25 protein-coding genes and 2 tRNA genes are annotated in these 24850 nt (G+C 61.7%); 15 read left to right on the top strand and 12 right to left on the bottom strand.

The genetic code is table 11. The features are described from left to right. Window positions 1–16: 16 nt before the first annotated feature. Together GJ668_RS02965 and GJ668_RS02960 are read left to right on the top strand one after the other, a co-directional pair. Window positions 17–595, top strand: a complete 579-nt coding sequence (locus GJ668_RS02965; protein ID WP_155448620.1) for a hypothetical protein — start codon at window positions 17–19, stop codon at window positions 593–595. Further along, window positions 592–1410, top strand: coding sequence for a class III cytochrome C family protein (locus tag GJ668_RS02960; protein ID WP_155448619.1), 819 nt, complete (start codon window positions 592–594; stop codon window positions 1408–1410). Before GJ668_RS02965 ends, GJ668_RS02960 begins: the two co-directional genes overlap by 4 nt. 57 nt (window positions 1411–1467) lie before the next feature. On the opposite strand, the gene GJ668_RS02955 is transcribed toward GJ668_RS02960, so the two are convergent. The 5 genes from GJ668_RS02955 to soxX all read right to left on the bottom strand — a co-directional run bounded on the left by GJ668_RS02955 (window position 1468) and on the right by soxX (window position 4035). Further along, window positions 1468–1552: transfer RNA gene (locus tag GJ668_RS02955), tRNA-Leu, on the bottom strand. A gap of 104 nt (window positions 1553–1656) precedes the next feature. Continuing rightward, window positions 1657–2331, bottom strand: a complete 675-nt coding sequence (locus GJ668_RS02950; RefSeq protein WP_155448618.1) for a rhodanese-like domain-containing protein — start codon at window positions 2329–2331, stop codon at window positions 1657–1659. Between the two features lie 51 nt (window positions 2332–2382). Further along, window positions 2383–2745, bottom strand: coding sequence for a hypothetical protein (locus GJ668_RS02945; protein ID WP_155448617.1), 363 nt, complete (start codon window positions 2743–2745; stop codon window positions 2383–2385). Further along, window positions 2742–3587 (bottom strand): sulfur oxidation c-type cytochrome SoxA, encoded by an 846-nt coding sequence (soxA, locus tag GJ668_RS02940; protein WP_425482468.1) that lies wholly within the window; start codon window positions 3585–3587, stop codon window positions 2742–2744. The genes GJ668_RS02945 and soxA overlap by 4 nt, the downstream gene beginning before the upstream one ends. A gap of 61 nt (window positions 3588–3648) precedes the next feature. Then, window positions 3649–4035, bottom strand: coding sequence for a sulfur oxidation c-type cytochrome SoxX (soxX, locus tag GJ668_RS02935; RefSeq protein ID WP_155448616.1), 387 nt, complete (start codon window positions 4033–4035; stop codon window positions 3649–3651). Window positions 4036–4162: 127 nt separating this feature from the next. Here soxX and soxB point away from each other — a divergent pair, with 127 nt between their 5' ends. From soxB to GJ668_RS02920, 3 genes are all read left to right on the top strand, one after another. Next, window positions 4163–5947 carry a thiosulfohydrolase SoxB gene (soxB, locus tag GJ668_RS02930; protein WP_155448615.1) on the top strand — a complete coding sequence of 595 codons (1785 nt, stop codon included), beginning with the start codon at window positions 4163–4165 and terminating at the stop codon, window positions 5945–5947. A gap of 75 nt (window positions 5948–6022) precedes the next feature. Next, a complete protein-coding gene (locus tag GJ668_RS02925) occupies window positions 6023–9793 on the top strand; it encodes a PAS domain S-box protein (protein WP_155448614.1) in 3771 nt (1256 codons plus the stop codon). An 8-nt stretch (window positions 9794–9801) separates the two neighbouring features. Beyond that, complete coding sequence (locus tag GJ668_RS02920) at window positions 9802–10713, top strand: diguanylate cyclase domain-containing protein (RefSeq protein WP_186342840.1); 912 nt, start codon at window positions 9802–9804, stop codon at window positions 10711–10713. 91 nt (window positions 10714–10804) lie between these two features. On the opposite strand, the gene GJ668_RS02915 is transcribed toward GJ668_RS02920, so the two are convergent. Continuing rightward, the gene (locus tag GJ668_RS02915) at window positions 10805–12526 is read right to left on the bottom strand and encodes a cation acetate symporter (protein ID WP_155448612.1); all 1722 of its coding nucleotides are present in this window, start codon (window positions 12524–12526) and stop codon (window positions 10805–10807) included. Then, complete coding sequence (locus tag GJ668_RS02910) at window positions 12523–12831, bottom strand: DUF485 domain-containing protein (protein ID WP_155448611.1); 309 nt, start codon at window positions 12829–12831, stop codon at window positions 12523–12525. Before GJ668_RS02910 ends, GJ668_RS02915 begins: the two co-directional genes overlap by 4 nt. Window positions 12832–13204: 373 nt before the next feature. On the opposite strand from GJ668_RS02910, the gene GJ668_RS02905 reads away from it, so the two are divergent. From GJ668_RS02905 to GJ668_RS02895, 3 genes are all read left to right on the top strand, one after another. Further along, complete coding sequence (locus tag GJ668_RS02905; RefSeq protein WP_155448610.1) at window positions 13205–14188, top strand: aldolase catalytic domain-containing protein; 984 nt, start codon at window positions 13205–13207, stop codon at window positions 14186–14188. Between the two features lie 3 nt (window positions 14189–14191). Continuing rightward, window positions 14192–15481, top strand: a complete 1290-nt coding sequence (locus GJ668_RS02900) for a citrate synthase (RefSeq protein ID WP_155448609.1) — start codon at window positions 14192–14194, stop codon at window positions 15479–15481. Window positions 15482–15609: 128 nt separating this feature from the next. Continuing rightward, on the top strand, window positions 15610–17664 hold the full coding sequence (locus tag GJ668_RS02895) for an HD domain-containing phosphohydrolase (RefSeq protein ID WP_186342839.1): 2055 nt from the start codon (window positions 15610–15612) through the stop codon (window positions 17662–17664). Window positions 17665–17750: 86 nt separating this feature from the next. Here the strand turns inward: GJ668_RS02895 and GJ668_RS02890 are convergent. Together GJ668_RS02890 and GJ668_RS02885 are read right to left on the bottom strand one after the other, a co-directional pair. Beyond that, window positions 17751–17827: transfer RNA gene (locus GJ668_RS02890), tRNA-Pro, on the bottom strand. Between the two features lie 15 nt (window positions 17828–17842). Then, window positions 17843–18811, bottom strand: a complete 969-nt coding sequence (locus tag GJ668_RS02885; RefSeq protein WP_155448608.1) for a polyprenyl synthetase family protein — start codon at window positions 18809–18811, stop codon at window positions 17843–17845. A 264-nt stretch (window positions 18812–19075) separates the two neighbouring features. Between GJ668_RS02885 and rplU the strand changes: the two genes are divergently transcribed. From rplU to proB, 4 genes are all read left to right on the top strand, one after another. Then, entirely contained in the window at window positions 19076–19390 is a 315-nt protein-coding gene (rplU, locus tag GJ668_RS02880; protein WP_155448607.1) for a 50S ribosomal protein L21, read from the top strand. 10 nt (window positions 19391–19400) lie between these two features. Further along, window positions 19401–19658: a 50S ribosomal protein L27 gene (gene rpmA, locus GJ668_RS02875; protein ID WP_155448606.1), complete on the top strand. Its 258-nt coding sequence runs from the start codon at window positions 19401–19403 to the stop codon at window positions 19656–19658. Window positions 19659–19795: 137 nt separating this feature from the next. Continuing rightward, window positions 19796–20908: an Obg family GTPase CgtA gene (gene cgtA, locus GJ668_RS02870; protein WP_155448605.1), complete on the top strand. Its 1113-nt coding sequence runs from the start codon at window positions 19796–19798 to the stop codon at window positions 20906–20908. A 44-nt stretch (window positions 20909–20952) separates the two neighbouring features. Next, window positions 20953–22077, top strand: coding sequence for a glutamate 5-kinase (gene proB / locus GJ668_RS02865; protein ID WP_155448604.1), 1125 nt, complete (start codon window positions 20953–20955; stop codon window positions 22075–22077). Window positions 22078–22096: 19 nt separating this feature from the next. Here the strand turns inward: proB and GJ668_RS02860 are convergent, their stop codons facing one another. Continuing rightward, a complete protein-coding gene (locus GJ668_RS02860; protein WP_155448603.1) occupies window positions 22097–22594 on the bottom strand; it encodes a DUF2939 domain-containing protein in 498 nt (165 codons plus the stop codon). 169 nt (window positions 22595–22763) lie between these two features. Between GJ668_RS02860 and GJ668_RS02855 the strand changes: the two genes are divergently transcribed. From GJ668_RS02855 to GJ668_RS02845, 3 genes are all read left to right on the top strand, one after another. Continuing rightward, window positions 22764–22994 (top strand): DUF1902 domain-containing protein, encoded by a 231-nt coding sequence (locus GJ668_RS02855; protein ID WP_155448602.1) that lies wholly within the window; start codon window positions 22764–22766, stop codon window positions 22992–22994. After that, a complete protein-coding gene (locus GJ668_RS02850) occupies window positions 22994–23191 on the top strand; it encodes a type II toxin-antitoxin system HicA family toxin (RefSeq protein ID WP_155448601.1) in 198 nt (65 codons plus the stop codon). Before GJ668_RS02855 ends, GJ668_RS02850 begins: the two co-directional genes overlap by 1 nt. A 133-nt stretch (window positions 23192–23324) precedes the next feature. Beyond that, a complete protein-coding gene (locus GJ668_RS02845; protein ID WP_155448600.1) occupies window positions 23325–23954 on the top strand; it encodes a DUF4126 domain-containing protein in 630 nt (209 codons plus the stop codon). Between the two features lies 1 nt (window position 23955). Here GJ668_RS02845 and GJ668_RS02840 read toward each other — a convergent pair whose 3' ends face one another. Both GJ668_RS02840 and GJ668_RS02835 read right to left on the bottom strand, forming a co-directional pair. Continuing rightward, entirely contained in the window at window positions 23956–24429 is a 474-nt protein-coding gene (locus GJ668_RS02840) for a Na+/H+ antiporter subunit E (RefSeq protein WP_155448599.1), read from the bottom strand. Between the two features lie 12 nt (window positions 24430–24441). Beyond that, entirely contained in the window at window positions 24442–24843 is a 402-nt protein-coding gene (locus GJ668_RS02835) for a 4Fe-4S dicluster domain-containing protein (protein WP_155448598.1), read from the bottom strand. Window positions 24844–24850: the final 7 nt, after the last annotated feature.

The following is a 24850-nucleotide window of genomic DNA, read 5'->3' as shown; positions in this document are numbered from 1 at the left end:
GCGCACCGAGACTGCCATGAAACGTTCGATCATTCGCAAAGAAGTATTGCCCTTTCTGATCCTGTTTGGGTCGCTGCTGGTTGCGACCGCCATTGCCGATATCCTGCTGCATCTACTGGGGCTGGTGTGGGTCGGTCGCTATCTGGGGATTCCCGGCACGATCTTGATTCTGCTGTCCTTTTTCTACTCGATGCGCAAGCGCAAGCTGATCCGATTCGGCGAACCGAAAAAATTGCTGCGTCTGCACGAGGTGCTGACCTGGCTCGGGGCGCTGATGATCATGGTCCACGCCGGGATCCATGTGTACGCCATTCTCCCCTGGCTGGCGCTGGTGGCAATGCTGGTCACGCTCGCCAGCGGGATGACGGGTCAGTACCTGCTGGACCGCTCGCGGCGTCAATTGGGCGCACAACGTGAAAATCTTGCCGAGCAGGGTCTGACCGGCCAGGCCGCCGAGAAGGAGATCTTCTGGAATGCGGTTACGGTGGATCTGATGAAGCAATGGCGGACCGTGCATTTCCCGATCACGCTTGCCTTCGGGGTGCTCGGCCTGACGCACATCCTCAGTATCTTCCTGTTCTGGCAGTGGTCATGAGCAAAAAAATCATTTTCTATGTTGTCGCCGCTAATCTAGCACTTCTGGTGCTGCTGACCTTTTTGTATCCGCAATGGATGGTCGCACCCGGCCCGCCGATTGCAGCTCATGCGTCGCTGGAGACCGATTGCTTCGCCTGTCATACCCCCTTCATTGGCAGCCGTCCGGCGAAGTGCATGCACTGTCATCAGCCGGCGGAGATCGGTCTCATCACAACCACGGGTCTGCCGATTGCCAACGAGCGAAAACTCGTGCCCTTCCATCAGGATCTGATCGAACAGGATTGCGTTGCCTGCCACAGCGACCACAAGGGCGTACAGGCCTTCCGCCCCATCGGCCAGTTTTCGCATGCGCTGTTGCAGGTCAAGACGCGCGATCAGTGCAATGGGTGCCACAGCAACCCTGGAGACAGTCTGCACCGGGAGGTGGTTGCCCAATGCAGTCAGTGTCACTCACCACAAAGCTGGACGCCGGCCACCCTCGATCATGATCGTTTCTTCCGCTTCGATCAGGATCACCAGACCGCCTGCGCCACCTGTCACATGGACCAGGATTACAGCCGCTACACCTGTTACGGCTGTCATGAGCACTCGCGCTCGAACATCCGCGAAGAGCATGTGGAGGAAGGAATTTATGATTACGAGAACTGTGTCGAGTGTCACCGTACCGGTGAGGCCGAGGAACATGAACATGGGCGAGCGGGCGGCGATGCGCGACGAGAGCGTGAAGTGGGGCTTGCGCCGAGCCGGATGCGTCAGGATTTTTGGGAGCAGAGTCGCAACCGGCATGGCGAACATGACGATGACGACGATTAAGGTGATTTCCGGAAATCGTCTAAGAGACTATATCTCAGTACACAAAATAGGTATTGATGGTGCGCGAGGGGGGACTCGAACCCCCACGGAGTGCTCCACTGGAACCTAAATCCAGCGCGTCTACCAATTCCGCCACCCGCGCAATCAGGGCATTCTAGCGTGGTTTTGGAAAAATCGGTATGAATCGTTGATCGGCGTGGTCGTCACCGGACGCCGGAGGCCAGGAGCGCGACATAACAGGGACGCTCAAGGCTGGACGCTGGTCAGCCCGACGCTCAGCCAGTCCTGCATCCCGCCGCGATACCACTTGAGTTTGTGCAGCGGATAGCCGATGCCGACCAGAGTCTTGATGTTGGCCGTCGATTGCGGGCACCAGATGCCGTTGCAGAACAGCACCAGTGTCTTGGCGTTGCTAAAGTCCAGGGCGCCACTTGCCGGGTCGCGGGTGACGTTGAAGTCATCGTGCAGGGTCTGCTCGAAGGTATCGGCCTCGCGCGGCGTCTCGAAGGTGCCGGCGTTGTCGCGGCTGATCTTGTTCCAGGGGATGTTCACCGAGCCGGGGATGGTGCCGCGCATGACCCAGTCCGGAGTGCGTGAGTCGACTAGCAGAATGCCGGTGTCGCCCTGCGACATCCGGTGCAGATAATTCAGCACGTCCAGCTCACCAATGGTCTCGACGCCCTCGACCACGACCATGGGCTGCACGCAGAAGGGCGGACAACCACGGTCGGTCTTTTGGTAGATCTCGGGCAGGGTGGCATCGAGGTCGTGTCCGCGCTGGATGGTGATGGTCTGACCATTGTGCTGGATCTGGACGCTCTCGAGTGTCGGCGTGATCCTGTTGTCGGCCGCCAGCGCGAGGGTCGAAGCACCGAAACAGATTGCAAGGGCCGTGAGACGCAGAGATCGAATGACGGGCATGATACGAGACTCCTGAATGTGTGATGGATGGTCGCCGATGATTGCTCGGCGCTATCGAGACCGATCGAGCACATAGGCGGGGAAGTCCGCGTGCTGTTCGCCGAGTGCCTGATCGTAACCCAATTCGCCCTGACGTTTGGCATCGTTGGCCAGTTCGATGGCGGCCGCGTAACGTCCATCTGCCGCGAGCGTCTTGGCCTGTTCAATCATGGTCGCTGTGTCGCGCCACTCACCGCCGACCGAGTCAGCGCGCTGGCGGGCCGCTTCAGCGGCCTCGATACTGGCCAGTGCCTGACTCTGGTCCGGTGTCTCCGACCAGGCCGCGCCCAGCGGGAGCACCGCTAACAGGCCGAGGATCAGGCTGTTTCTGAATCCGCGTTTCAGTCTCGATGCGATTATGGAATCCTCGGTCATTTGCGTGCTCCGGGTCCGTTGAGTTCCTGTCCGTTGTTCAGATAGGTGAGAAAATATTCGAGATTTCGATATGCCTCACTCTGGGGCTTGAACGCCTTGGCCCGCACCTGCTCGTTGCAGCCGGCGAACCGTCGATGCAGGGTCCCCATCTCGCCCCAGTCGGAACGGTAGACCGGCCAATGCGTCGTGTGCCCGAGCGCCGGACTCAAGACCTCGCTGCGCAGCCTGGCCCCGGAGTTGGCGAAATGGCAGTGGGCGCAGGAGAAGTTGAGCTGACCGCGCCGGGCGAAATAGAACCGCTTGCCCTGCTCATAGGCCGCCAGCGCGCGCGGGTCGTCCGCCGGGATCTCGACCTGAGTGATCTGGCCCCGCGACTCATAAGCGATATAGGCGACGAGATCGGCGATCGGTCCCTTGACATACTTCAGCGGCGCCTCGTCGTTGGCCTGGCGGCAGTCGTTGAGCGCCAGCGGCAGGGTCACCACCATCCCGCGCTCGCGGTCCCAGCGCGGATACTGAGCCGCAATCGCTGGACCGTCCGCAAAGCAGTCGGCATAGCCGCGACCATTGGCGAAGGGCGTGTTCCAGAGCGTCTCGCCTTTGGAGATGGCGGTCTCGTAGGGCGGGAATTCCTCGATCGCCTCCCAGTTCTCGCGCCCGACCGGGTCGATGGCATAGGCGCCGTTCTTGAACTCGTCCTCGGGGACGTTCGGGAAGCGTTGCTTGAAATAGGCTTGGAACGCGGCCTGTTCCTCGGCGGGTGTGGCGGCGAACGCCCCGCCGGCGAGCATCAGGCCGACGAGCAGGACGGCGAGCATGAAGGTTGAGCGAGCGGTTGTCATTGGGGCACGGTCCTCCGGCAGCTGGCGGATCTCGGATGGATCTGGTCGGTCCAGGCCGGACTCAGAGTGTCCAGATGTATTCGACGACATCGACGAATTCCTGTTGGGTCAGGATGGCGTGCTTGCCGAAGGGCGGCATGACCGCCTCTGGATTCTTGAGGGTCGCGTCCCAAATCTGACTGGCCAGCTCGCGCTTGCTGGGGAAGCGGGTCTGTATCGCGATCAGCACCGGCCCGAGCGAGCCTGGACCCTCGGCGTCGGCCATGATATGGCAGGCGACACAGTTACCCTTAGCGCGGTCATTGGCCACCAGACGGCCGACTTCGGGATCGCCATCGAGTACAAGATCATCCGGTGGGCCGGCGGCCAGGAGCGGCGTCGTGATCGACACGGATAGCCCCAAGACCAGGGCGAGTCGATGCAATCGGTGAAACCGGGTTGACGGCATGGACGAGACCTCCTTTGATTATTATGGATATGGCCGGCAATCGACGTTTACTGTGGGAGCGTCCGTCGAATTTCAAGCGTATCGGCGGGCGGTCGCCCGACAATGATTCTGGAGGACTCAGCGAACCATGCCGCTTTCAAGACGCGAATTCATCCGACTCCTGGGCCTGGCCGGCACGGCCGGTCTGCTGCCCGTCACAGGTCGCGCGACCTCCGGGCGTCCGTCCGATCGCTACGAGATCCCGGCGTTCGGTCACGTCCGCCTGCTGCACATCACCGACACCCACGCGCAGCTCAATCCGATCTATTTCCGCGAGCCGAACGTCAATCTGGGGATCGGCGCGGCACTCGGTCGCGCGCCGCATCGCGTCGGCACGGCACTGCTCGAACAGTTTGGCATCGCGCCGGGCGGGCTGGAGGCGCATGCCTTCACTTATCTCGACTTCGCGGCGGCAGCCGAGCGGTTCGGGGCTGTCGGCGGCTTCGCCCATCTCAAGACACTCATTGATCGACTGCGCGCTCAGGCCGGGGAGAGGCGCAGTCTGCTGCTCGACGGCGGCGATACCTGGCAAGGCTCGGGCACGGCCTACTGGACGCGCGGTCGGGATATGGTCGGGGCCTGCAATCGGCTCGGCGTCGAGGTCATGACCGGCCATTGGGAGTTCACCTATGGCGAAGAGGCGGTGATCCGTAACATCGCTGAGTTCCAGGGCGAGTTCGTGGCTCAGAACGTCAGGGTCCGCGAGGAGGCGCTGTTCGACTATCGCTTCGAGGACTTCGCCGGCTTCAACGAGGATTCGGGTCTGGCCTTCAAGCCTTATGTCATCAAGGATGTCGGCGGGGTCCGGGTCGCGGTCATCGGTCAGGCCTTCCCCTATACCCCGATCGCCAATCCGGCGCGTTTCATCCCGGACTGGACCTTCGGTATCGAGGATGGGCGGATGCAGGAGATCGTCGACCAGGTGCGTGAGCGCGAGAAGCCCGGCGTGGTGGTGGTGCTCTCGCACAATGGCATGGACGTCGATCTCAAGCTCGCCTCGCGCGTGCGCGGGATCGATGTCATCCTCGGTGGCCATACTCACGATGGCGTGCCCGCGCCGATCCTGATCGAGAACTCCGGCGGCAAGACCCTGGTCACCAATGCCGGCTCCAACGGCAAGTTCGTCGGCGTCATGGATCTGGAGATCAAGGACGGGCGGGTGAGCGACTATCGCTATCGGCTGCTGCCGGTGTTCTCCAACCTGATCGAGCCGGACCGGGCGATGCGCGACTATATCGCCGAGGTGCGCGCGCCCTATGCCGAGCGGCTCGACGAGAAGCTCGCCACCACCGGCGAACTGCTCTACCGGCGCGGCAACTTCAACGGCACCTTCGATCAGGTCATCTGCGACGCTCTGCGCCAGGTGCACGACGCTCAGATCAGCCTCTCGCCCGGCTTCCGCTGGGGCACCACGGTGCTCCCCGGACAGACGATCACCCTGGAGCATGTACTCGATCAGACCTGCATCACCTATCCTGAAACCTATCGGCGTGAGATGAGCGGGGCGGACCTCAAGCGGATTCTGGAGGACGTCGCCGACAACCTCTTCAACCCTGATCCCTATGTCCAGCAGGGCGGCGACATGGTGCGCGTGGGCGGACTCGACTATGTCTGCGATCCGACCGCGTCCATGGGTGAGCGCATCCAGGCGATGCAGTTGGCCGATGGCACACCGATCGAGGCGGGCAAGACCTATGTGGTGGCCGGTTGGGCCACGGTCGGCGGTCAGGCGCCGGGCGAGCCGATCTGGGATACGGTCGCGACCTATCTGCGCGATATCAAGACCGTCAAGCTCGAACGGCTCGACACACCCCGACTCAAGAACGTCACCGGCAATCCGGGCATCGCCGATTATGCAGGCCGGTTCGTTTGATCGTTGACAGACAGCGTGCGGATGCCGAGTCGGCATGTCGTGCTTTAAGGGTCGATTCAATAAGCGGCGGACTCTATGTTTTTCTCCAAACTGCGCAGTATGGCGACGACCGAGGTAGTGAGACAGGAAGCCAAGTTCCGTGCTCTGTTCGAGATCTATCCGGATGGCATCCTGCTGATCGATCCGAGCGATGGCTCGACCCTGGAGTTCAATCAGGTCGCCTGCGCACAACTCGGCTATACGCCCGCTGAATTCTCAGGCGTGTGTATCAGCGATTACGAAGTCCAGGAATCCACACAGGATGTCGCCGCGCATGTTCAGAAGATCCTGACTCAGGGACGCGATGAGTTCGAAACCCAGCATCGGCGCAAGGATGGCCGCGTCATCGATGTGAATGTCACGGTTTCGCGCCTGGATCTCGATGAACGTCCATTATTGCTGGCCGTGTTTCGTGACATCAGCCGTCGCAAGCAGAATGAGCGTCAAAAACGTCAGGTCGAAGAGCGACTGCAATTAGCCACGGAAGCGGCCCATCTCGGCATCTGGGACTATGATATCCAGCAGGATCGACTGATCTGGGATGAACGGATGTTTCAGCTCTATGGTCTCGAACCGAGACTCTTTGGTTATCGGTTCGTAGATTGGTCGTCGCTCGTCCTGCCGGAATCGCTTCAGCGCGTGAAAGCGGATTTCCAGGCCCTGATCGAATCCAGCCAGCCCTTCGATGTCGAGTTTCAGATTCGCCGTCCCAGCGATAGCGAAGTTCGGACCCTGCGCGGCCTGGCGCGCGTCATCCGTGATGATCAGGGTCAAGCGATTCGCGTTGTCGGCGTCAATGAAGACATCACCAAGCTCCAGGAGGCCCAGCGCGAAATCCTCGATCGCGAGCGACGCTTGCAACAACTGGCTGAACAAAGCCGCACCGTGACCTGGGAAGTGGACACGCAAGGACGCTACACCTACCTGAGCCCGGTGGCCGAGATCGTCTGGGGGTATGCGCCGGACGAGATCGTTGGCCAGTGCCATTTCTATGATCTCCACCCTGAGCCGGAGCGCGAAGCGTTCAAGAAATCGGTCTTTCAGGCGTTTGTCCAAAAGATGAAATTCCAGGGGTATGTCAACCCGATCCTGTGCAAGGATGGCCAGGTGATCTGGGTGTCGACCAACGCCATTCCAGTCATCGACGATCAAGGTCGGCTGCTCGGCTATCGTGGCAGTGATATCGATATCACCGAGGCCAAGTATGCCAAGGATGCGCTTGAGGACGAAAAGGAGCGCTTCAGAGGCATTTTCGAAAAGACCGGCAGTGCCGTGGCGGTCTATCGGCCAATCGATCATGGTCAGGATTTCATCTTCACCGACTATAATCCAGCCGCCGAACGCATGGATCGGACCACACGCCAGGAGGTGATTGGTCGGCGCTTGACGGAGTGTTTTCCGGCGACCATCGAGATGGGACTGGTGGATGTGTTGCGACGGGTGAATCTGAGCGGGCAGACCGAGTACCTGCCATCATCCTATTATCAGGACGATCGTTTGCAGGTTTGGCGTGAAAACACGGTATTCAAGCTTTCCTCCGGTGAGGTGGTGGCCGTTTACAACGATCTGACCGAGATCAAGCAGGCTCAGGAAGCCGCCGAGCGTGCCAGTCGAGCCAAGAGCCAGTTCCTGGCCAATATGAGTCATGAGATCCGCACGCCCATGAATGCCGTGATCGGCTTGAGCGATCTGCTCCTGGAGACGTCGCTCGATGCCAAGCAGCACGACTATCTGCGCAAGATTCACAATTCATCGCGCCTGCTGCTCGGGATCATCAACGACATCCTGGACTATTCCAAGATCGAGGCCGGCAAGCTGGAACTGGTCCTTCAGCCGTTTTGTCTCGATGATCTGCTCGATCAGATGCGGACGCTCTTTGGCAGCGAAGCCGATTCCAGGGGCATCGAACTCCTCTTCGATCTGGCCGTTGCATCAAGCAACAGGGTCGAGGGCGATGCGTTGCGACTGGGTCAGATTTTGATCAATCTGCTCAGCAATGCCATCAAGTTCACCAAGCAGGGGCAGGTGGTGCTCTCTATCCGTCAGCTGGAGGCCGGAACGACGTCGGCGTGCCTGCGTTTCGAGGTGCGTGATACGGGTATCGGTATCACGCCCGATCAGCAGGAGCGCTTGTTCAAACCGTTCTCGCAAGCCGACAGCTCCACGACGCGCCGCTATGGTGGAACCGGTCTCGGCTTGGTCATCAGTCGTAAATTAGTGGAAAAGATGGGCGCGACGCTGAAGCTGGAGTCGACGCCCGGAGCAGGCAGCCGGTTTTATTTCGACCTGACCCTGCCCTTGTCGCCCGATCAAGCCAGTCCGTCACGGCCAGCCGAGTTGTGGTCCGGCGGGCGAGTACTGATCGTCGACGATCATGCCGCCGCCCGAACCATACTGCGCGGTCTGCTGGACAGTCACGGCTTCGACGTGGAGGAAGCCGACAGTGGCCAGGCCGCCATCATGGCCGTTCAGGCCGCCGAACAGGAGGGCCGGTCGTTTCAGTTCATTCTCATGGACTGGAAAATGCCCGGTGAGCTGAATGGACTGCAAACGCTCAAGGAGTTGCACACAATGCGCGGCATGGGTGTCCTCAAGGGCAAGACGATTCCGGCGCTGATCGTCAGTGCTTACAGTCAGCAGGACGTCGCCGATCATGCCGAGTTCTACAGCGCCTTCCTGAGCAAGCCGGTGACGGCGAACGTGTTGCTCGAAGCCATGCGGCAGGCCGTCTCTGAACAGCAGACCACGGAGCGACCGCCCGCTTCCGTCGCCCGCCATATTCCCTGCTTCAGCGAGTACACCCTGCTGCTGGTCGAAGACAATGCGCTGAATCGCGAAGTCGCCATGGCCATCCTCGACAAGACCCGGATCAAGATCCTGCTCGCCAGCAATGGCCAGGAAGCCATCGACCAGGTCGGTCAGGCTCAGGTGGATCTGGTGTTCATGGATTTGCAGATGCCGGTCATGGACGGTTTCGAGGCGACCCGGCGCATTCGCGCCCAATATCCAGCGTTGCCGATCATTGCGCTGTCAGCGGCGGTCATGGACGCCGATCGCGAGCAGGCACGGCTGGCTGGAGCCAACGATCATCTGGCCAAACCCATTGAAATCCATTCTGTGTTCAACATGCTGGAGAAGTGGTTGCAGGCCGATGGCGATTGCACCCAGTCCCCGCTGGATGCCAGCCCAGCGCCACAGGGCGTGCCGGACCACTCAGCGGTCATCGACACGGCACGGGCGCTGCGGGCCTTCGATGGCGATCAGGTTCTCTACCAGCGTGCTCTCGCGCTCTTCAAGGAACAGCTCGAAACGGAGTTCAAGCCACTGTTCGGTCCCCTGGATGGTATCGAGCCGAGCCTGAAACGGCGTCTGCTGCATACACTCAAGGGTCTGGCGGCCACGGTGGGCGCGCAGACGCTGTCGGCCGCCGCGGCCCGTCTCGAAGTCTTCATCCGGCGCAGTGAGCCGATTCCGGAGTCTGAGCTTCACCGCTTCGAGCAGGCGTTGCATGCGGTTCGGAACGCGCTGGCCGCACTGGATGTGGCGCCGGCCGCACCATCGCCCCGCCGCGATCCGCTGGAGACTGCCGAGACGATCGCGCCTATCCTCAGCGAACTGCTAAGATCCCTGTCCACGGGTGAACTGGTCGATGAGACCGTGTTGGTCCGAGTGATCGATTTCATTCAGGCTCAGGGCCAGTGGGCCGACGCCGATGAGCTGCGGCGACTCGCGCACGCCTTTGAGCACGATCAGGCCGCCGCATTGTTGCGCTCGCTGGCCAAGCGGACGGGTGTTGAGCGCGTTTGAGGTGTGATGTGTCGGACAATAAACAAGCCACAGTGCTGATCGTCGATGATCAGCCGGCCAATATTCATGCCCTGGCGGCGTTACTCAAGAAAGACTACCGGATCCTGACCGCCACGCACGGTGAAAAGGCCCTGGAACTCGCCGCTCAAGCCCCGCCACCGGATCTGATCCTGCTCGACATCGTGATGCCGGATATGGATGGACATGAAGTCTGCTTTCGGCTCAAGAATGACGAGGCGACCAAAGCGATCCCGATCATCTTCGTCACCGCGCTTGGCGAGGAGCAGGACGAGGAGCATGGACTCAATCTCGGTGCGGCCGACTACATCAGCAAGCCGTTCAGCCCGGCAATCGTGCGCGCTCGCGTGCGCAACCAGATCAATCTCAAGCTGCGAACCGACCGGCTGGAGCAGGTCGCCATGCAGGATGGCTTGACCCAGATTCCCAACCGTCGTCACTTCGATCAGAAGCTCAAGGAGGAGTGGGGACGCTTGACCCGCAATGCAAAGTCATTGTCGCTGCTCATGATCGATATCGACCAGTTCAAGTTTTACAACGATCACTATGGTCATGGCGCCGGAGACGAGTGTCTCAGGCAGGTCGCTCAAGCCTTGTATCAGGTGCCGCAACGCCCGGTGGATCTGGTGGCGCGCTATGGGGGAGAGGAGTTCGCGGTCGTGTTGCCCGAGACCGACGAAGAGGGAGCGGCGCATCTGGCCCGGCGTCTGCTCGAAGCCGTGCGTGCACTGGGGATCGAGCATGCCTACTCGGATGTGGCGCCTCAGGTCAGCATCAGCATTGGCGTGGCCACCCATTCGCCGCAGCACCCGAAACACAATGCCGAGGCATTGAAGCGGAGCGCCGATCAGGCACTGTATCAGGCCAAGTCCCAGGGGCGGAATCGCGTTGGATTCGAGTGACCGAGCGGGACGCGCCAGAGGCGGCGTCCCGCTCGCTTCGTACATCGAGCCAAGTTGAGTCGATCGGACCTGGCTCGATTCAAGCTGGATCTCAGTGATCCACCGCGCCCTCGGCGCCGATTCCCGTCTCACAGCGGATGCGCTGCGCCTCGAAGGCATGACGCTCGCGCTTGGCCTGCTCGGAATGATCGAGCAGCGAGACGATCCAGATGAAGAAGAACGCCAGCGGCATCGAGATGATCGCCGGGTTGTTGAGCGCGATCAGTCCGACCGACTTGCCGTCGGCATCGACATGACCCAGCACATCGCCCCACACCGCCTTCGACAGGATGGTGAGCACCACGGCGCTGATCAGACCGATTACACCGCCGGCCAGCGCGCCATTGGTGGTCATCTTGCCCCAGAAGATCGAGGTGATCAGCACCGGGAAGTTGGCACTCGCGGCGATGGCGAAGGCCAGACCCACCATGAAGGCCACGTTCTGGCTCTCGAAGGCGATACCGAGCATGATCGCCAGCAGACCCAGGCCGAAGGTCGCGATCTTGGAGATACGGATCTCGGTGGTCTCGTTGCTGCGACCGCGCGCGATGACGCTCGCGTAGAGGTCATGCGAGATCGCCGAGGCGCCAGCCAGGGTCAGACCTGCGACCACCGCCAGGATGGTGGCGAAAGCGACCGCCGAGATGAAGCCCAGGAATAGGTTGCCGCCGACGGCCTCGGCCAGACGGATGGCGACCATGTTGGTGCCGCCGTTGATCCCCTTGACGAGCTGATCCTTGATGACCGAACCGTCGGCCGCGAGCGCCTCGGGCTTGAAGAACTCAGGATGCTGCGCCAGCAGCACGATGGCGGCAAAGCCGATGATGAAGGTCAGGATGTAGAAATAGCCGATGAAGCCGGTGGCATAGAACACCGATTTGCGTGCTTCCTTGGCATCCGGCACGGTAAAGAAGCGCATCAGGATGTGCGGCAGGCCGGCGGTACCGAACATCAGCGCCAGACCCAGCGAGATGGCATTGACCGGATCCGTGACCAGCGAGCCGGGCGACATGATGGCGAGTGCCTTGGGATGGGTCTCGACGGCCTGACGGAACATCTCTTCGGGCGAGAAGCCAAAGGTCGACAGCGCCACTCCCGCCATGAAGGTGGCACCTGCCAGCAGGAGCACGGCCTTGATGATCTGCACCCAGGTCGTCGCGGTCATGCCACCGAAGATGACATAGACCATCATCAGCGCGCCAACGGCAACCACCGCCATCCAGTAGTCCAGACCGAACAGGAGCTGGATGAGCTTGCCGGCGCCGACCATCTGCGCGATCAGATAGAAGGCCACCACCACCAGCGAGGAGATCGCCGCCATGGTGCGGATCTGAGTCTGGCCGAAGCGGTAGGAGCTGACATCGGCGAAGGTGAACTTGCCAAGGTTGCGGATTTGCTCGGCGATCAGGAACATAATCACCGGCCAGCCGACCAGGAAGCCGATGGAGTAGATCAGGCCATCATAGCCGGACGCAAATACCAGGCCCGAGATGCCCAGAAAGGACGCCGCCGACATGAAGTCGCCCGCAATCGCCAGACCGTTCTGAAAACCAGTGATGCCGCCGCCGGCGGTGTAGAAATCCTTGGCCGAGCGCGTGCGCTTGGCGGCCCAGTAGGTGATACCCAGGGTGCCGGCCACGAACACCAGGAACATGATGATGGCCGTGACATTGATCGCCTGACGCTCGACTTCGCCGGTAACAGCCGGACCGGCGACTAGCGCAAACGGAGCGAGCAGTGCGAGCAGCACGCCCCAGAGATAGAACCGCTTCATTGCAGATCCTCCCGGATGGCCTTGGTCAGGGCATCGAAGCGGCTGTTGGCCTTAGCGACATAGATCCCGGTCAGAACGAAGGCGCTGATGATGATGGCCACCCCGATCGGCATGCCGATGGTGGTCACAGCACCCTCGGCAATCGGGGTGCCAAGCAGTGAGGGCGCAAAGGCGATGGTCAGGATGAAGCCGTAGTAGATCACCAGCATGATGACCGTCAGGTTCCAGGCGAAGCATTTACGGGAGCACACGAGCTCCTGATAACGCGGGTGCGCCTTGATGGCGTCGACCGAGTCTTGTTGCATGGGTCTTCCTTCGAGCGTTGTGAGAATTGAGGATCGAGAGACGGAGGACGGATAGACGACGGCGATGCACGTCGAAAAAGTCGTCGAGCCGTATGAAGGCGCGCTGTTGTATGACCCCGCATCGAGGCGATACGGGCGTCTCTCGTCAATGTCTTTGGAATAGGGGAGGCGCGCGGTGCAGAGCAGCGGGATTCTGGTATTGACCTATATCAAGAGTCAACCAAATGATGATTGAATCTGTAAATTCTATCTATGCGTTTGAGCTTCAGCTCGATCACTGCACGGCGAGGCGCGTTGCTATTTGCCCAGACAATGCCTTTGGGTTGACAATGTGGAATCGATCAATAGCCTAAGCGCTCGCGGAGACCGACCCATGTCCGACAAAGCCCCCTGGATCACCTTCCGGCCCGAACTCAAGGTGCTCGACTGCACCGTGCGGGACGGGGGGCTGGTGAATGCCCATCAATTCAGCGACGAGTTCGTCGGGGCCGTCTACCGGGCCTGCGTCGAGGCGGGCATCGACTACATGGAGATCGGCTACAAGAACTCGCCCAAGATTTTCCCTAAGGAGAAGTTCGGCCCCTGGCGGCACTGCGACGAGGCTGATCTGCGACGCGTGGTCGGCGATCACGACCCCGAGAAGACGGGTCTGAAGCTCGCCGCCATGGCCGACGCCGGCAAGAGCGACTGGGAGACCCAGATCGTCCCGGCGGCTGAGAGTCCGCTGTCGATGATCCGCGTGGCCTTCTACGCCCATCAGGTCTCGGAGGCGGTCGACATGATCCGCCACGCCCATGAGCTCGGCTACGAGACCACGGCCAATCTGATGGCCGTCTCCAACATCACCGAGGAGGAGATCGATACCGTACTGGAGTCGATCGCGCCCACCCCGGCGACCACGATGGTCATCGTCGACAGCTTCGGCTATCTCTACCGCGAGCAGATCGACCGGCTCTACAGAAAGTACACCTCGGCCCTGGAAGGCACCGGCAAGGAGATCGGCATCCACGCCCACAACAATTTGCAGCTGGCCTTCGCCAACACCATCGAGGCCATCATCCTCGGCTGCAATCGCGTCGATGCCACCATGTATGGCTTCGGGCGCGGCGCGGGCAACTGTCACACCGAGATGCTGCTCGGGTTCCTGCGCAATCCCAAGTTCGATGTGCGCCCCGTGATCGAGGTGATTCAGAAGTATCTGCTCCCCTTGCGCCAGCAGCTCGACTGGGGGCCGTCGATCCCCTACAACCTCACCGGCCAGCTCAACCAGCACCCGCGCAGTGCCATCGAGTGGCGCGAGGGACCGACCCCGGACGACTTCCTGGGCTTCTACGACAAGCTGGTGGCGGAGATCTGAGCCATGACCAGTGACGCGACCCTGATCCTGGACGGCCAGGAGTACCGCTTTCCCATCCGCGAGGGCACCGAGGGCGAACGTGCGATCGACATCCAGGATTTGCGGGCGCGCACTGGCTATATCACGCTCGATCCGGGTTATGGCAATACCGGCAGTTGTCAGAGCGCCATCACCTTCATCGATGGCGAGCAGGGCATTCTGCGCTATCGCGGCATCCCCATCGAGCAGTTCGAACAGGCACCGAACTTCGTCGAGGTCGCCTGGCTCTTGATCTTCGGGCATCTGCCGAGCGCCGAGGAGTACCGGATCTTCTCCGAGCGGCTCACCGCCTGCGCCAACCTCGACGAAAGCATGAAGCACCACTTCGAGGGCTTTCCGCGCTCGGCGCCGCCCATGGCCATTCTCTCGGCCATGATCAATGCGCTGTCCTGCTTCCATCCCGACTATTTTGAGCTGGAGGACCAGGATCACTTCCAGGCCGCCGCCGCCGGACTCATCAGTAAGATCCGCACCATTGCCGCCTATGCCTACCGGCATTCGGTCGGACAACCCTATATCTATCCCCATCCGGGGCAGCGCTATGTGCCGAACTTCCTGCACATGATGTTCTCGCAGCCCTATGCCGAGTATGTCTGCGATCCGATCGTCAAGGATGCGCTCAACCTGATCCTGATCCTGCACGCTGATCACGAGCAGAACTGCTCGACCTCGACGGTGCGCATGGTCGGCTCCAGTCAGGCCAACCTGTTCGCCTCCTGCGCGGCCGGCGTGTGCGCGCTCTGGGGGCCGCTGCACGGCGGGGCCAATGTCGCGGTGCTGGAGATGCTCGAACAGATCCATCGCGGCCACATCAGTCCCGAGGACTATGTGCAACTGGCCAAGGATCGCGACAGCCGGGTCCGGCTCATGGGCTTCGGACACCGGGTCTACAAGAACTTCGACCCGCGCGCCAAAATGCTCGCCAACGTGGCCGAAAAGCTGCTGCCGACGCTCGGCGTCCAGGATCCGCTGCTCGACATCGCGCGCAGGCTCGAAGAGATCGCGTTGGAAGATCCTTATTTCGTCGACCGCCAGCTCTATCCCAACGTCGATTTCTACAGCGGCATCATCCTGCGCGCCATCGGCATCCCGACCAACATGTTCACCGTCATGTTCGCCATCGGCCGGCTGCCCGGCTGGATCGCGCACTGGTGGGAGCAGGCCCAGACCCAGGGCAACCGGATCGCCCGTCCGCGCCAGATCTATGTCGGTCCGGGCGTGACCGATCACGTGCCCCGGGAGTCACGCACTTAAACCTTGTGCATGGTCGCTCGCGACGGCGGTCATCTGACAACGGACAGGCTCGATCGGGGCTCATCGGGATCGTTCGTGCGGCCTGATGGGTGAGTTCGATCCTGTCTGCGTAAAAAGAGGACACAGGTGTGAACAAACAGATCCAGTTCGCCATCGCCGCGCTCGTGCTCAGCCTGGGGCTGGCGATCTACGGCATCATCGTCTTCGCCAACGCCGAAAAGGGGCGCGATCTCCAGGCGTTACAGACCCAGATGAGTCTCGTGGTCGACAGTCGCGTCGAGGCCATCGAGCACTGGCTGCAAGGTCAATATGCGGTGATGGAGCGATCAGCGCATCACGCGCCGTTTCAGCATGCAGTGACCAATCTCGTGCAGGAGAGCGGGGCGCCGGATGCGGCATCCCGCGAGACGCTCAGCGCGCTGCTGGCCGTGACGGCCGAACGCATGGGTTTTGTGTCGCGCCAGAGTACCGGCTATCAGCCAGGCCGCTTCGATACCGTGCTCGAAGTCCAACTGGCCGTGCTCGATCCGCAAGGCCGTGTGTTGGCCGCAACGCCTGGTATGCCGCCAATCGACGGCCCACTGGCCGATATTCTGCAACAAACGCCGCTGACCGAGCGTGCGCTGCTCGATCTGCATCGCGGTGTGGATGAGCGGTTGACACTCGGTTTTCTGGTGCCGGTGCAGGCGGATGCTTCCGAAGGCAAGGGTCGGGTGATCGCTCGTTTCCTGGCGCTGCGTCCGATCGATGCGAGTGTCTTCGCGATCCTCAGGCAGCCCGGACTCGCAGCACGCACGGCTGAAACCTATCTGATCCGTCGCTCCGGCAATCTGGTCGAATATCTCTCGCCGCTGCTCGATGGCAGCGAGCCGCTGACGAAACGGCTTGCGGTTAATACCAAGGATCTCATCGACGTCGAAGCACTGGAACAGCCTGGACTCTTCCACCATGGCCGTCATTATGCGTTCACCGAGTCCTTTGCTGTCAGCCGGCGCATCCCCGGAACCGACTGGGTGCTGGTGCATCGTCTCGGGGCCGCTGAAGCCCTGGCGGCGAGCGACGCGCGACGCATGACGCTCATCAGCGGTCTGGCGGTGCTGGCGGTGCTGATCGGCGCGGCTCTGGTGCTGGTCTGGCTCTATGCCACCTCGCGCCGGGTCGAGGAGGTTGCCGAATGCTATCGCTTGTCGGCAGAACGCTTCGAGCGTCTGTCGGGCTTTCTCGACATCCTGACCGACAGCCAGCCCAATCCCATCCTGGTCGTCGATGCGAACAATCACATCACCTATGCCAATCGTCGTCTGGCCGAGCTCAGCGGCATCGCGCGCGAGGAGTTGATCGGGCGCTCGCTGGCCGGGGTGCTTGGGCAGGACACGGCGACGCGCTATAGCGCCATCAATCAGCGGGTACTGGAAACCGGGACGCCCCAGGTCGAGATCGGGCGCGTCCTCGGTGATCGCGATCAGGAGCACATTTGGCGCTCGCATCATATGGCGTTCACGGCAGCGACCGAGGATCCAGAGCTGGCCGTACTCGTGACCATCGAAGATCTGACTGATCTGATGTACGAGCGTGCCCGTCGCGAACGCAACACCCAGCATCTGCTCGATACGCTGGTCGGCCTGGTCGACGAGCGCGATCCTGACTCGGCGCATCAATCCAGATACGTTGTCCAGGTCGCACGCGCCATTGCCGAGGATCTCGGGTTCGAGCACGCACTGATCGAGACCACCGAGCAGGCGGCGCGTCTGGTCAACATCGGCAAGATCCGCATCCCGCGCGCGCTGCTGGTCAAGGGGGGCGGTCTGACCGATCAGGAGTTGAAGCGGGTGCGCGAGGCGCTCGACGAAGGTCCAACGCTGTTGCGTGACATCGAGTTCGACGGTCCGGTGCTCGAAACCCTGGCGCAGATCAACGAATGGGTCGACGGCAGTGGCCGCCCGAACGGCTTGAAGGGCGATGAGATTCTGCCTACGGCCCAGGTGGTCGCGCTGGCCAATGCCTTCGTCGCCCTGATCAGCCCGCGGGCCTTCCGCGACGCCCGGAGCTTCGACGAGGCCGAGGCCATTCTGATGCGTGAGATCGGGCGGCGCTTCGACAAGCGGTTCGTGCTGAGTCTGCTCAATCATCTCGACAATCGCGACGGACGCGAGCATTGGGCGGAGATGAGTCAGCGGGGGTGAGGATTTGCGCTCGCTGGTACGCCGTAGCGACATGAATGACGGACAAGAAAAAACCGGCTGAAGCCGGTTTTTTCTATCGAGAGATTTGGTCGGGGTGACAGGATTCGAACCTGCGACTTCTGCCTCCCGAAGACAGCGCTCTACCAAGCTGAGCTACACCCCGTGACTGGTGACACCGTCAATACGTGCGCGCGACTGCGAAATCCGCCAGCATGGCAAGCGCGTCGGTCGCGGGCGAGGCGGGTAGGCGCTCAAGCGCGTTTTTGGCCCGTGCCGCGTATGACTGTGCGAGCTGCGTAGTGTATTCGATCGCATCGGTAGACGCAATAGCCGCCGTGACGGCTTCGATGCGATCGCGTCCACCATGCTCGATGGCATCGCGCAGCAGGGCGCGCTGCTCGGGCGAGCCGACCGCCATGGCGCGGATGATCGGCAGGGTCGGCTTGCCCTCGTCGAGATCGTCGCCGACGTTTTTGCCCAGCTCGGCATTATCGACGCTGTAATCGAGCGCGTCGTCGACGAGCTGGAAGGCGATGCCGAGACTGAGACCGTATTCGCGCGTGGCCTCCTCGATCTCGGACGGCGACTCGGCGAGCACGGCGCCGAGCCGGATGCCGGCCTCGAACAGGGTCGCGGTCTTGCGCGTGATGACTTCCATGTAACGCTGTTCGTCGGTGTCCGGGTCGCGCTCGTTGAGCAACTGCAGCACCTCGCCCTCGGCGATGCGGTTGGTCGCATGCGAGAGGATGTCCATGACCCGCATGTTGCCGACCTCGACCATCATCTCGAAGGCGCGCGAGTAGAGGAAGTCACCAACCAGGACACTGGCGTCGTTGCCCCAGACCGTATTGGCCGTCTCGCGATTACGCCGCAGTTCCGAGCCATCGACCACGTCGTCGTGCAGCAGGGTGGCGGTGTGGATGAACTCCACCACAGCCGCAAGATCGATGTGACGCTCGCCGCTGTAGCCGCAGGCGCGTGCGGCGAGCAGCACCGAAAGCGGACGCAGACGCTTGCCGCCGCTGTTGACGATGTAGTGGCCGATCTGGTTGATCAATACCACGTCGGACTGGAGTCGGCGCAGGATCAAGGCGTCGACGGCCTTGATGTCCTCGGCGACGGGTTGTCGAATCCTGGAGAGGTCCATGCGTGTCTGGGTCTACCGTAGAATGGCGGCGGATGCTAGGGGCGTGGGCGAGCGACTGTCAAGCCAAGCGCCCCGCGCTGTCAATCGGCTAAGGGTACGCAATTTAACGCGCCCGGTCGACTCTTGACTGACGTTCGGCGGGCTCAGCGTGCCGCCATTCGTTTTTCGACGTTGACCCAACAGGGATTTTCTGGTTGAATTCCGCTTCTTTGTTCCGGCGCGGAGCGTCGGCCCTATCCGAACACTCCTGGGGATCTTCAGAACATGTACGCGGTCATTCAAACCGGTGGCAAGCAATACCGGGTTTCCGAAGGTGACACGGTCAAGATCGAAAAGCTGACCGCCGAGACCGGCGACAGTGTCGATTTCGAACAGGTCTTGATGGTGGCCGATGGTGATAACGTCAAGGTCGGTCAGCCTTATCTGGCTGGCGGCAAAGTGACCGCGACAGTTGAGTCGCACGGGCGCGCCAAAAAAGTCAAGATCATCAAATTCCGTCGTCGCAAGCATCACATGAAGCGTCAGGGCCACCGTCAGTGGTTCACGGCGGTCAAGATCACCGGCATCAGCGCGGGTTGAGGAGTTAGCCATGGCACATAAGAAAGCAGGCGGTAGTTCACGCAACGGCCGCGATTCCGAATCCAAACGACTGGGCGTCAAGATCTTCGGCGGCCAGAAGATCCGGGCGGGCAGCATCATCGTGCGTCAGCGTGGCACCCGTTTCCACAACGGCGTCAACGTTGGTTGCGGCAAGGACCACACCCTGTTTGCATTGGCCGACGGCGTGGTGAAGTTCGTGACCAAGGGTCCGAAGAACCGCAAGTTCGTCACCGTCGAGAGCGCCTGATTCTGCGTCGCATCGGCGCGCGGCCTGCCGCAGCGGTTCTTCGGACCCCTCGCCGGCCTGTCTCAATCACGCTGTTCGCGCCGATCGCGAAGCCTCGTCCCTCGGGCGGGGCTTTTTCTTTTCTGAGATAAATCATTATGAAATTCGTCGACGAGGCCGTCATTCGGGTCGAGGCTGGCGATGGCGGAAACGGCTGTGTGAGTTTTCGCCGCGAGAAGTACATCCCCAAGGGTGGTCCGGACGGCGGTGATGGCGGCGATGGCGGTAGCGTCTATCTGATCGCCGACAACAACATCAACACCCTGGTCGATTTTCGTTATCGGCGCCGTCATCGCGCCGAGCGCGGCGAGAACGGTAAGGGCAAACACATGACCGGGCGCGGCGGACAGAGTCTGACGGTCCCGGTCCCGGTCGGCACCCGCGTTTTCGACCAAGAGACCGAAGCACTGATCGGCGAGCTGCTCGAACCGGGTCAGCGGCTGCTGGTCGCTCAGGGCGGTTTTCACGGCATCGGCAACGCGCGCTACAAATCGAGCACCAATCGCGCGCCGCGTCAGTCCAAGCCGGGCACGCCGGGCGAGCGGCGCGATCTGTTTCTCGAACTGATCCTGCTGGCCGATGTCGGTCTGCTCGGCTTCCCCAACGCGGGCAAGTCGTCGCTGATCCGCCGGGTCTCCAGCGCCCAGCCCAAGGTCGCCGACTATCCGTTCACCACGCTCTATCCGAATCTGGGCGTGGTACGAGTCGGCGACCGGCGCAGCTTCGTCATCGCTGACATCCCCGGCGTGATCGAGGGCGCGGCTGAGGGCGCGGGACTGGGCATTCACTTTTTGAAGCATCTGTCGCGCACGCGCCTGCTGCTGCATCTGGTCGACATCGCGCCGCTCGATGAAAGTCAGGATCCGGCCGAACAGGTGCGCAAGATCGAGGCTGAGCTGGACGCTTTCGGTGCCGGGCTGCTGGACAAGGAACGCTGGCTGGTGCTGAACAAGATCGATCAGCTCGAAGCTGCTGACTACGAGGCGCGTTGTGCGCAGATCGTCGAACAGCTCGACTGGCGCGGACCGGTTTATAGCCTCTCGGCGCTCACGGGTGCCGGGACCGAGGCGCTGGTCAATGATCTGATGTATCGCCTGGAAGCGCTCAAGACGGATCCCGACAGCACTGTCGCCGTCCCATCGACGCAGGTCGCCTCTGATTGGGATGACTTCGACGCCTCGGCGACCGGCGACTGGCATCCTTTGGACTGAACCCGAATTCTACAACTTCATACTCTGAGCGCGGTTGCAGCAGCATGATCTCGCGAGACAGGATTCCAGGTACGCGGCGTTGGGTGGTCAAGATCGGCAGTGCGCTGCTGACGCGCGATGGTCAGGGCCTGGAGCGCGCCATGCTCGACCCCTGGGTCGAGCAAATGAGCGCGCGCCGTCAGGCCGGTCATGAGATCGTGCTGGTGTCCTCCGGCGCCGTGGCCGAGGGCATGGCGCGCATGGGCTGGCGTCGTCGGCCCAAAACGCTGCATGAGCTGCAAGCGGCGGCGGCCATCGGTCAGATGGGGCTGGTACGGGCCTATGAGGATTGCTTTCAGGCGCGCGGCCTGCATACCGCTCAGGTGCTGCTGACGCGCGATGATCTGTCCAACCGCTCGCGCTATCTCAACGCACGCAGCACCTTGCGCACGCTCCTGAAGCTCGGCGTGATCCCAGTCATCAACGAGAACGACACAGTTGCAACCGATGAGCTGCGCTTCGGCGACAACGACACCCTGGCCGCGCTGGTGGCCAATCTGATCGAGGCTGATCTGCTGATCCTGCTCACCGATCAGGACGGACTCTTCGAGCAGGATCCGCGCAAGAACCCCGAGGCCAAGCTCATCCCCGAAACCTGGGTCAGTGATCCGCTGCTCGATCAGGTTGCCGGCGGCAGTGTCACTGGGCTTGGCACCGGCGGTATGGTCACCAAGATCCGGGCCTCACGGCTGGCCGCGCGTTCAGGCACCCCGACGATTATTGCGCCTGGGCGCGGCGAGCAGGTTTTGAGCCGGATCGGTGCGGGCGAGTCGGTCGGTACCCTGCTGATTCCCTTCCAGGGGCCGCAGGCGGCGCGCAAGCAGTGGCTTGCGGGTCATCTTCAGGCGCGTGGTCGGTTAGTCTTGGATGCGGGGGCGGTGCGGGCGCTACGCGAGAAGGGCACCAGTCTGCTGGCCGTGGGCGTGAAGGCGGTGCAGGGACGCTTCAATCGCGGTGAAGTCGTGATCTGTGTCGACGAGTCCGGGCACGAAATCGCGCGCGGTCTGGTCAACTATGATGCCGATGAGGCCGAGCGCATCCGTGGCCGGCCGTCGTCGAGTTTCGAGTCGATCCTCGGCTATCTCGACGACGAGGAACTGATCCATCGAGACAATCTGGTGTTGACTTGATCTGCGGCCATTGCAGGTGTCATTCATCCTGGGCGCGGTCTTTGAGCGCCGTCACCCGCCAATTCAATCCCTGAAACTGCATCACGACTTCGGTCGAGCCGAGACGGATACCGAATCGGTTCCAGGACTGAAAGAAGGCGTAGTCGATGCCGGCCATGAAATAGGCGGGACGCTGCTCGGTGGCACGCTGCGCGGCGTCTCGTAGCGCATACCGGACCCAATCGAGCGTGACGGTACGTTCGAGCGCCGCTTCGCCGAGCGGACGTAGACCCGCCGCAAGCCATTCGACGAACGGCTCGCTTTCGCCACCGCGCGACGAGTCCGGCATCATGCCCTTCAGCGCGGCACCAGCCTGCTCTTTGTAGCCGGCACGGATAGCCGGCAGATCGACGAAGGGCGCGATGGCTTGTGCATCCTCTGCACCCAAGGCACCGTCGAGCCGATAGATGGTGTAATAGGGCCAGGAGCCGTAGAGCACGACGACGAACAGGGCCATAAAGAGGAGCAAACGAGTCATGGTATCTTGCGCATGATTGCGCTGTGGTCTCAGTTGATTTTTGAGCAAAGCTAGGCTCTCCAGGATTCCTAGTCAACTGAACCCGCATATGGCGACACGCTGCCACGGCCGTGCCGGCGCCAGAGCAGGGAACATTCGACCTGTGATCCATCCATCAGGAGTAACCGCCATGCATTATGAAATCTGCGTCGAATGGGATGCCGAGGCCGGTGTCTGGTACATTGAGGACAGCAATGTCCCCGGACTGGTCGGCGAAGCGCCCACGCTGGAAGCCATGATGTCTCTGTTGCGAGTCCGGGTGCCGGAGATGCTGGCGGAAAACGGCTGCCCGGCGGATGACGAGATTCCGTTGCGTGTGCTGACCACCACGCATCTAGCCCAACTGCGACAGGTGGCCTGATGGGCGCGAATTTTACGCCGGAACTGATCCGCCTGCTCCGCGCCGCCGGCTGTACCCTGGTCAGACATGGCAAGGGCGACCACGACATCTGGGAAAGTCCGATCAACGGTCGGCGCTTTGCAGTGGATGGAAAAATCCGTTCGCGTCACATGGCCAACACCGTTCTCAAACAAGCGGGTCTGCCGCAAACACTGTGATCAAAGACAGGATGAAACCCGAGAGAGACGTCGCCGTGCTCATCTCTTGGGTTGAAGCCAGCAGAGTGGGCATAGGACAGCGATCCAAATCTGGGCTGAATCCAGTCGCGGCCTATCAGAGAGTGCAGAAACCTTGGACGAACTGACTCAAACCTTGGCGCTGACCCTTGGCGCAGCCTGGGCGAGCGGCATCAATCTCTATGCCGCCATCCTGATTCTGGGTCTGCTCGGCGCGAGCGGCAGCCTGGATCTGCCGCCGGGACTCGAGATTCTCACCGACCCCCTGGTGTTGTTCGCTGCCGGTCTCATGTATCTGGTCGAGTTCGTCGCCGACAAGATACCGGGCGTCGACACGGCCTGGGATTCGCTGCACACCTTCGTGCGCATCCCGGCTGGTGCCATGCTCGCCGCCGGTGCCATGAGCGATCTCGGACCCGGCGCTGAGATCGCAGCGGCCATCCTGGGCGGCGGACTGGCGGCGGCCTCGCACGCCGCCAAGTCGGGCACGCGCGTGCTCATCAACACCTCACCCGAACCCTTCACCAACTGGACGGCCTCGATCACGGAGGATGTCGGTGTCCTGGCAGGTCTGCTGATCGCGGTCAATCATCCGGCGGTCTTTCTCGTCCTGCTTGCGCTCTTCGTGCTGCTGCTGTTCTGGTTGCTGCCCAGGGTCTGGCGCGGCCTGGGACAAGTGTTTCGCTTCGTCGCGCGTCTCTTCGGCGGCGGACGGGACGATCCGGCAGATCAGCGGCGCGATTGAATCAAATGCGCCGAATCGCGCGCTCCAGCTCGCCCTTGATCGTCTCGCCGGCGGCGTCAGGATCGGTCTCGCGCACATCGATCCAGTGAACGTACAGATCCGCGCCCTCCGTCTCCAGCGTGACGGTGCCGGGCGTGAGCGTGATGCTGTTGGCCAGGATCAGGCGCTGATAGGGCTGTTCGAGTCCGGTACGGATGCGCACGATACCCGGCGCGATCGGCAGCCGGGGATCGAGCACGCGGCGGGCGACATCGAGATTGGCCAGCACCAGTGCCTTGAGAAAGACCGGCAGATACAGCAGCAATCCGACCAGGCTCCAGGGTTTGGTCTCTGTGCCCGGCGTTGGGCGCGGAACCGTCAGCCAGACGATGACCGCCGAGACGATCAAACCCGCGATGACCTCCTGGATCTGGAGTGAATTGGTCAGCCCCAGCCAGACGACGAACAGCACCGCGCCCCATTGAAGTCGTTGCATGATCCGGCGCTCCTAGGAGGTTTTAGTGTCCTTGGGGACATAGAGAAAGCTGTCTGGATCTGCACTGACATAGGTGTATTCGCCTTCCAGCCGCAGCGAGTAGGGACCGCAGACATCGGCGCACAGACTGCACCAGCAGCAGCGTCCATAGTCGATGCGGGGCACCAGTCCACTAGCGTTCTTGGGATTAACCTCGCTGGTGGCCTCGACCATGTCGATCGCCTCGTTCATGCAGATTTCCTGACAGTTGCCGCAGCCGACGCACTGACTCAGGTCGTTGACATGAAAGCCGCGATAGCCGGGGACCAACTGACGCTTCTCGACCGGATAGTTGAGCGTGTGCGGTTGTTTCAGGCTCTGCTTGAGCACGCTGAAGGGCAGGGTCACGCCCTTGATGTCGGGATTCCAGGCCATGATGGCA

Origin of the sequence: Allochromatium palmeri, assembly GCF_009720725.1 — a bacterium.
In the GTDB taxonomy this organism is placed as follows: Bacteria; Pseudomonadota; Gammaproteobacteria; order Chromatiales; family Chromatiaceae; genus Thermochromatium; species Thermochromatium palmeri.
Note: the sequence above shows the minus strand (reverse complement) of the source record. Positions and strands in the feature narration are given on the sequence as shown.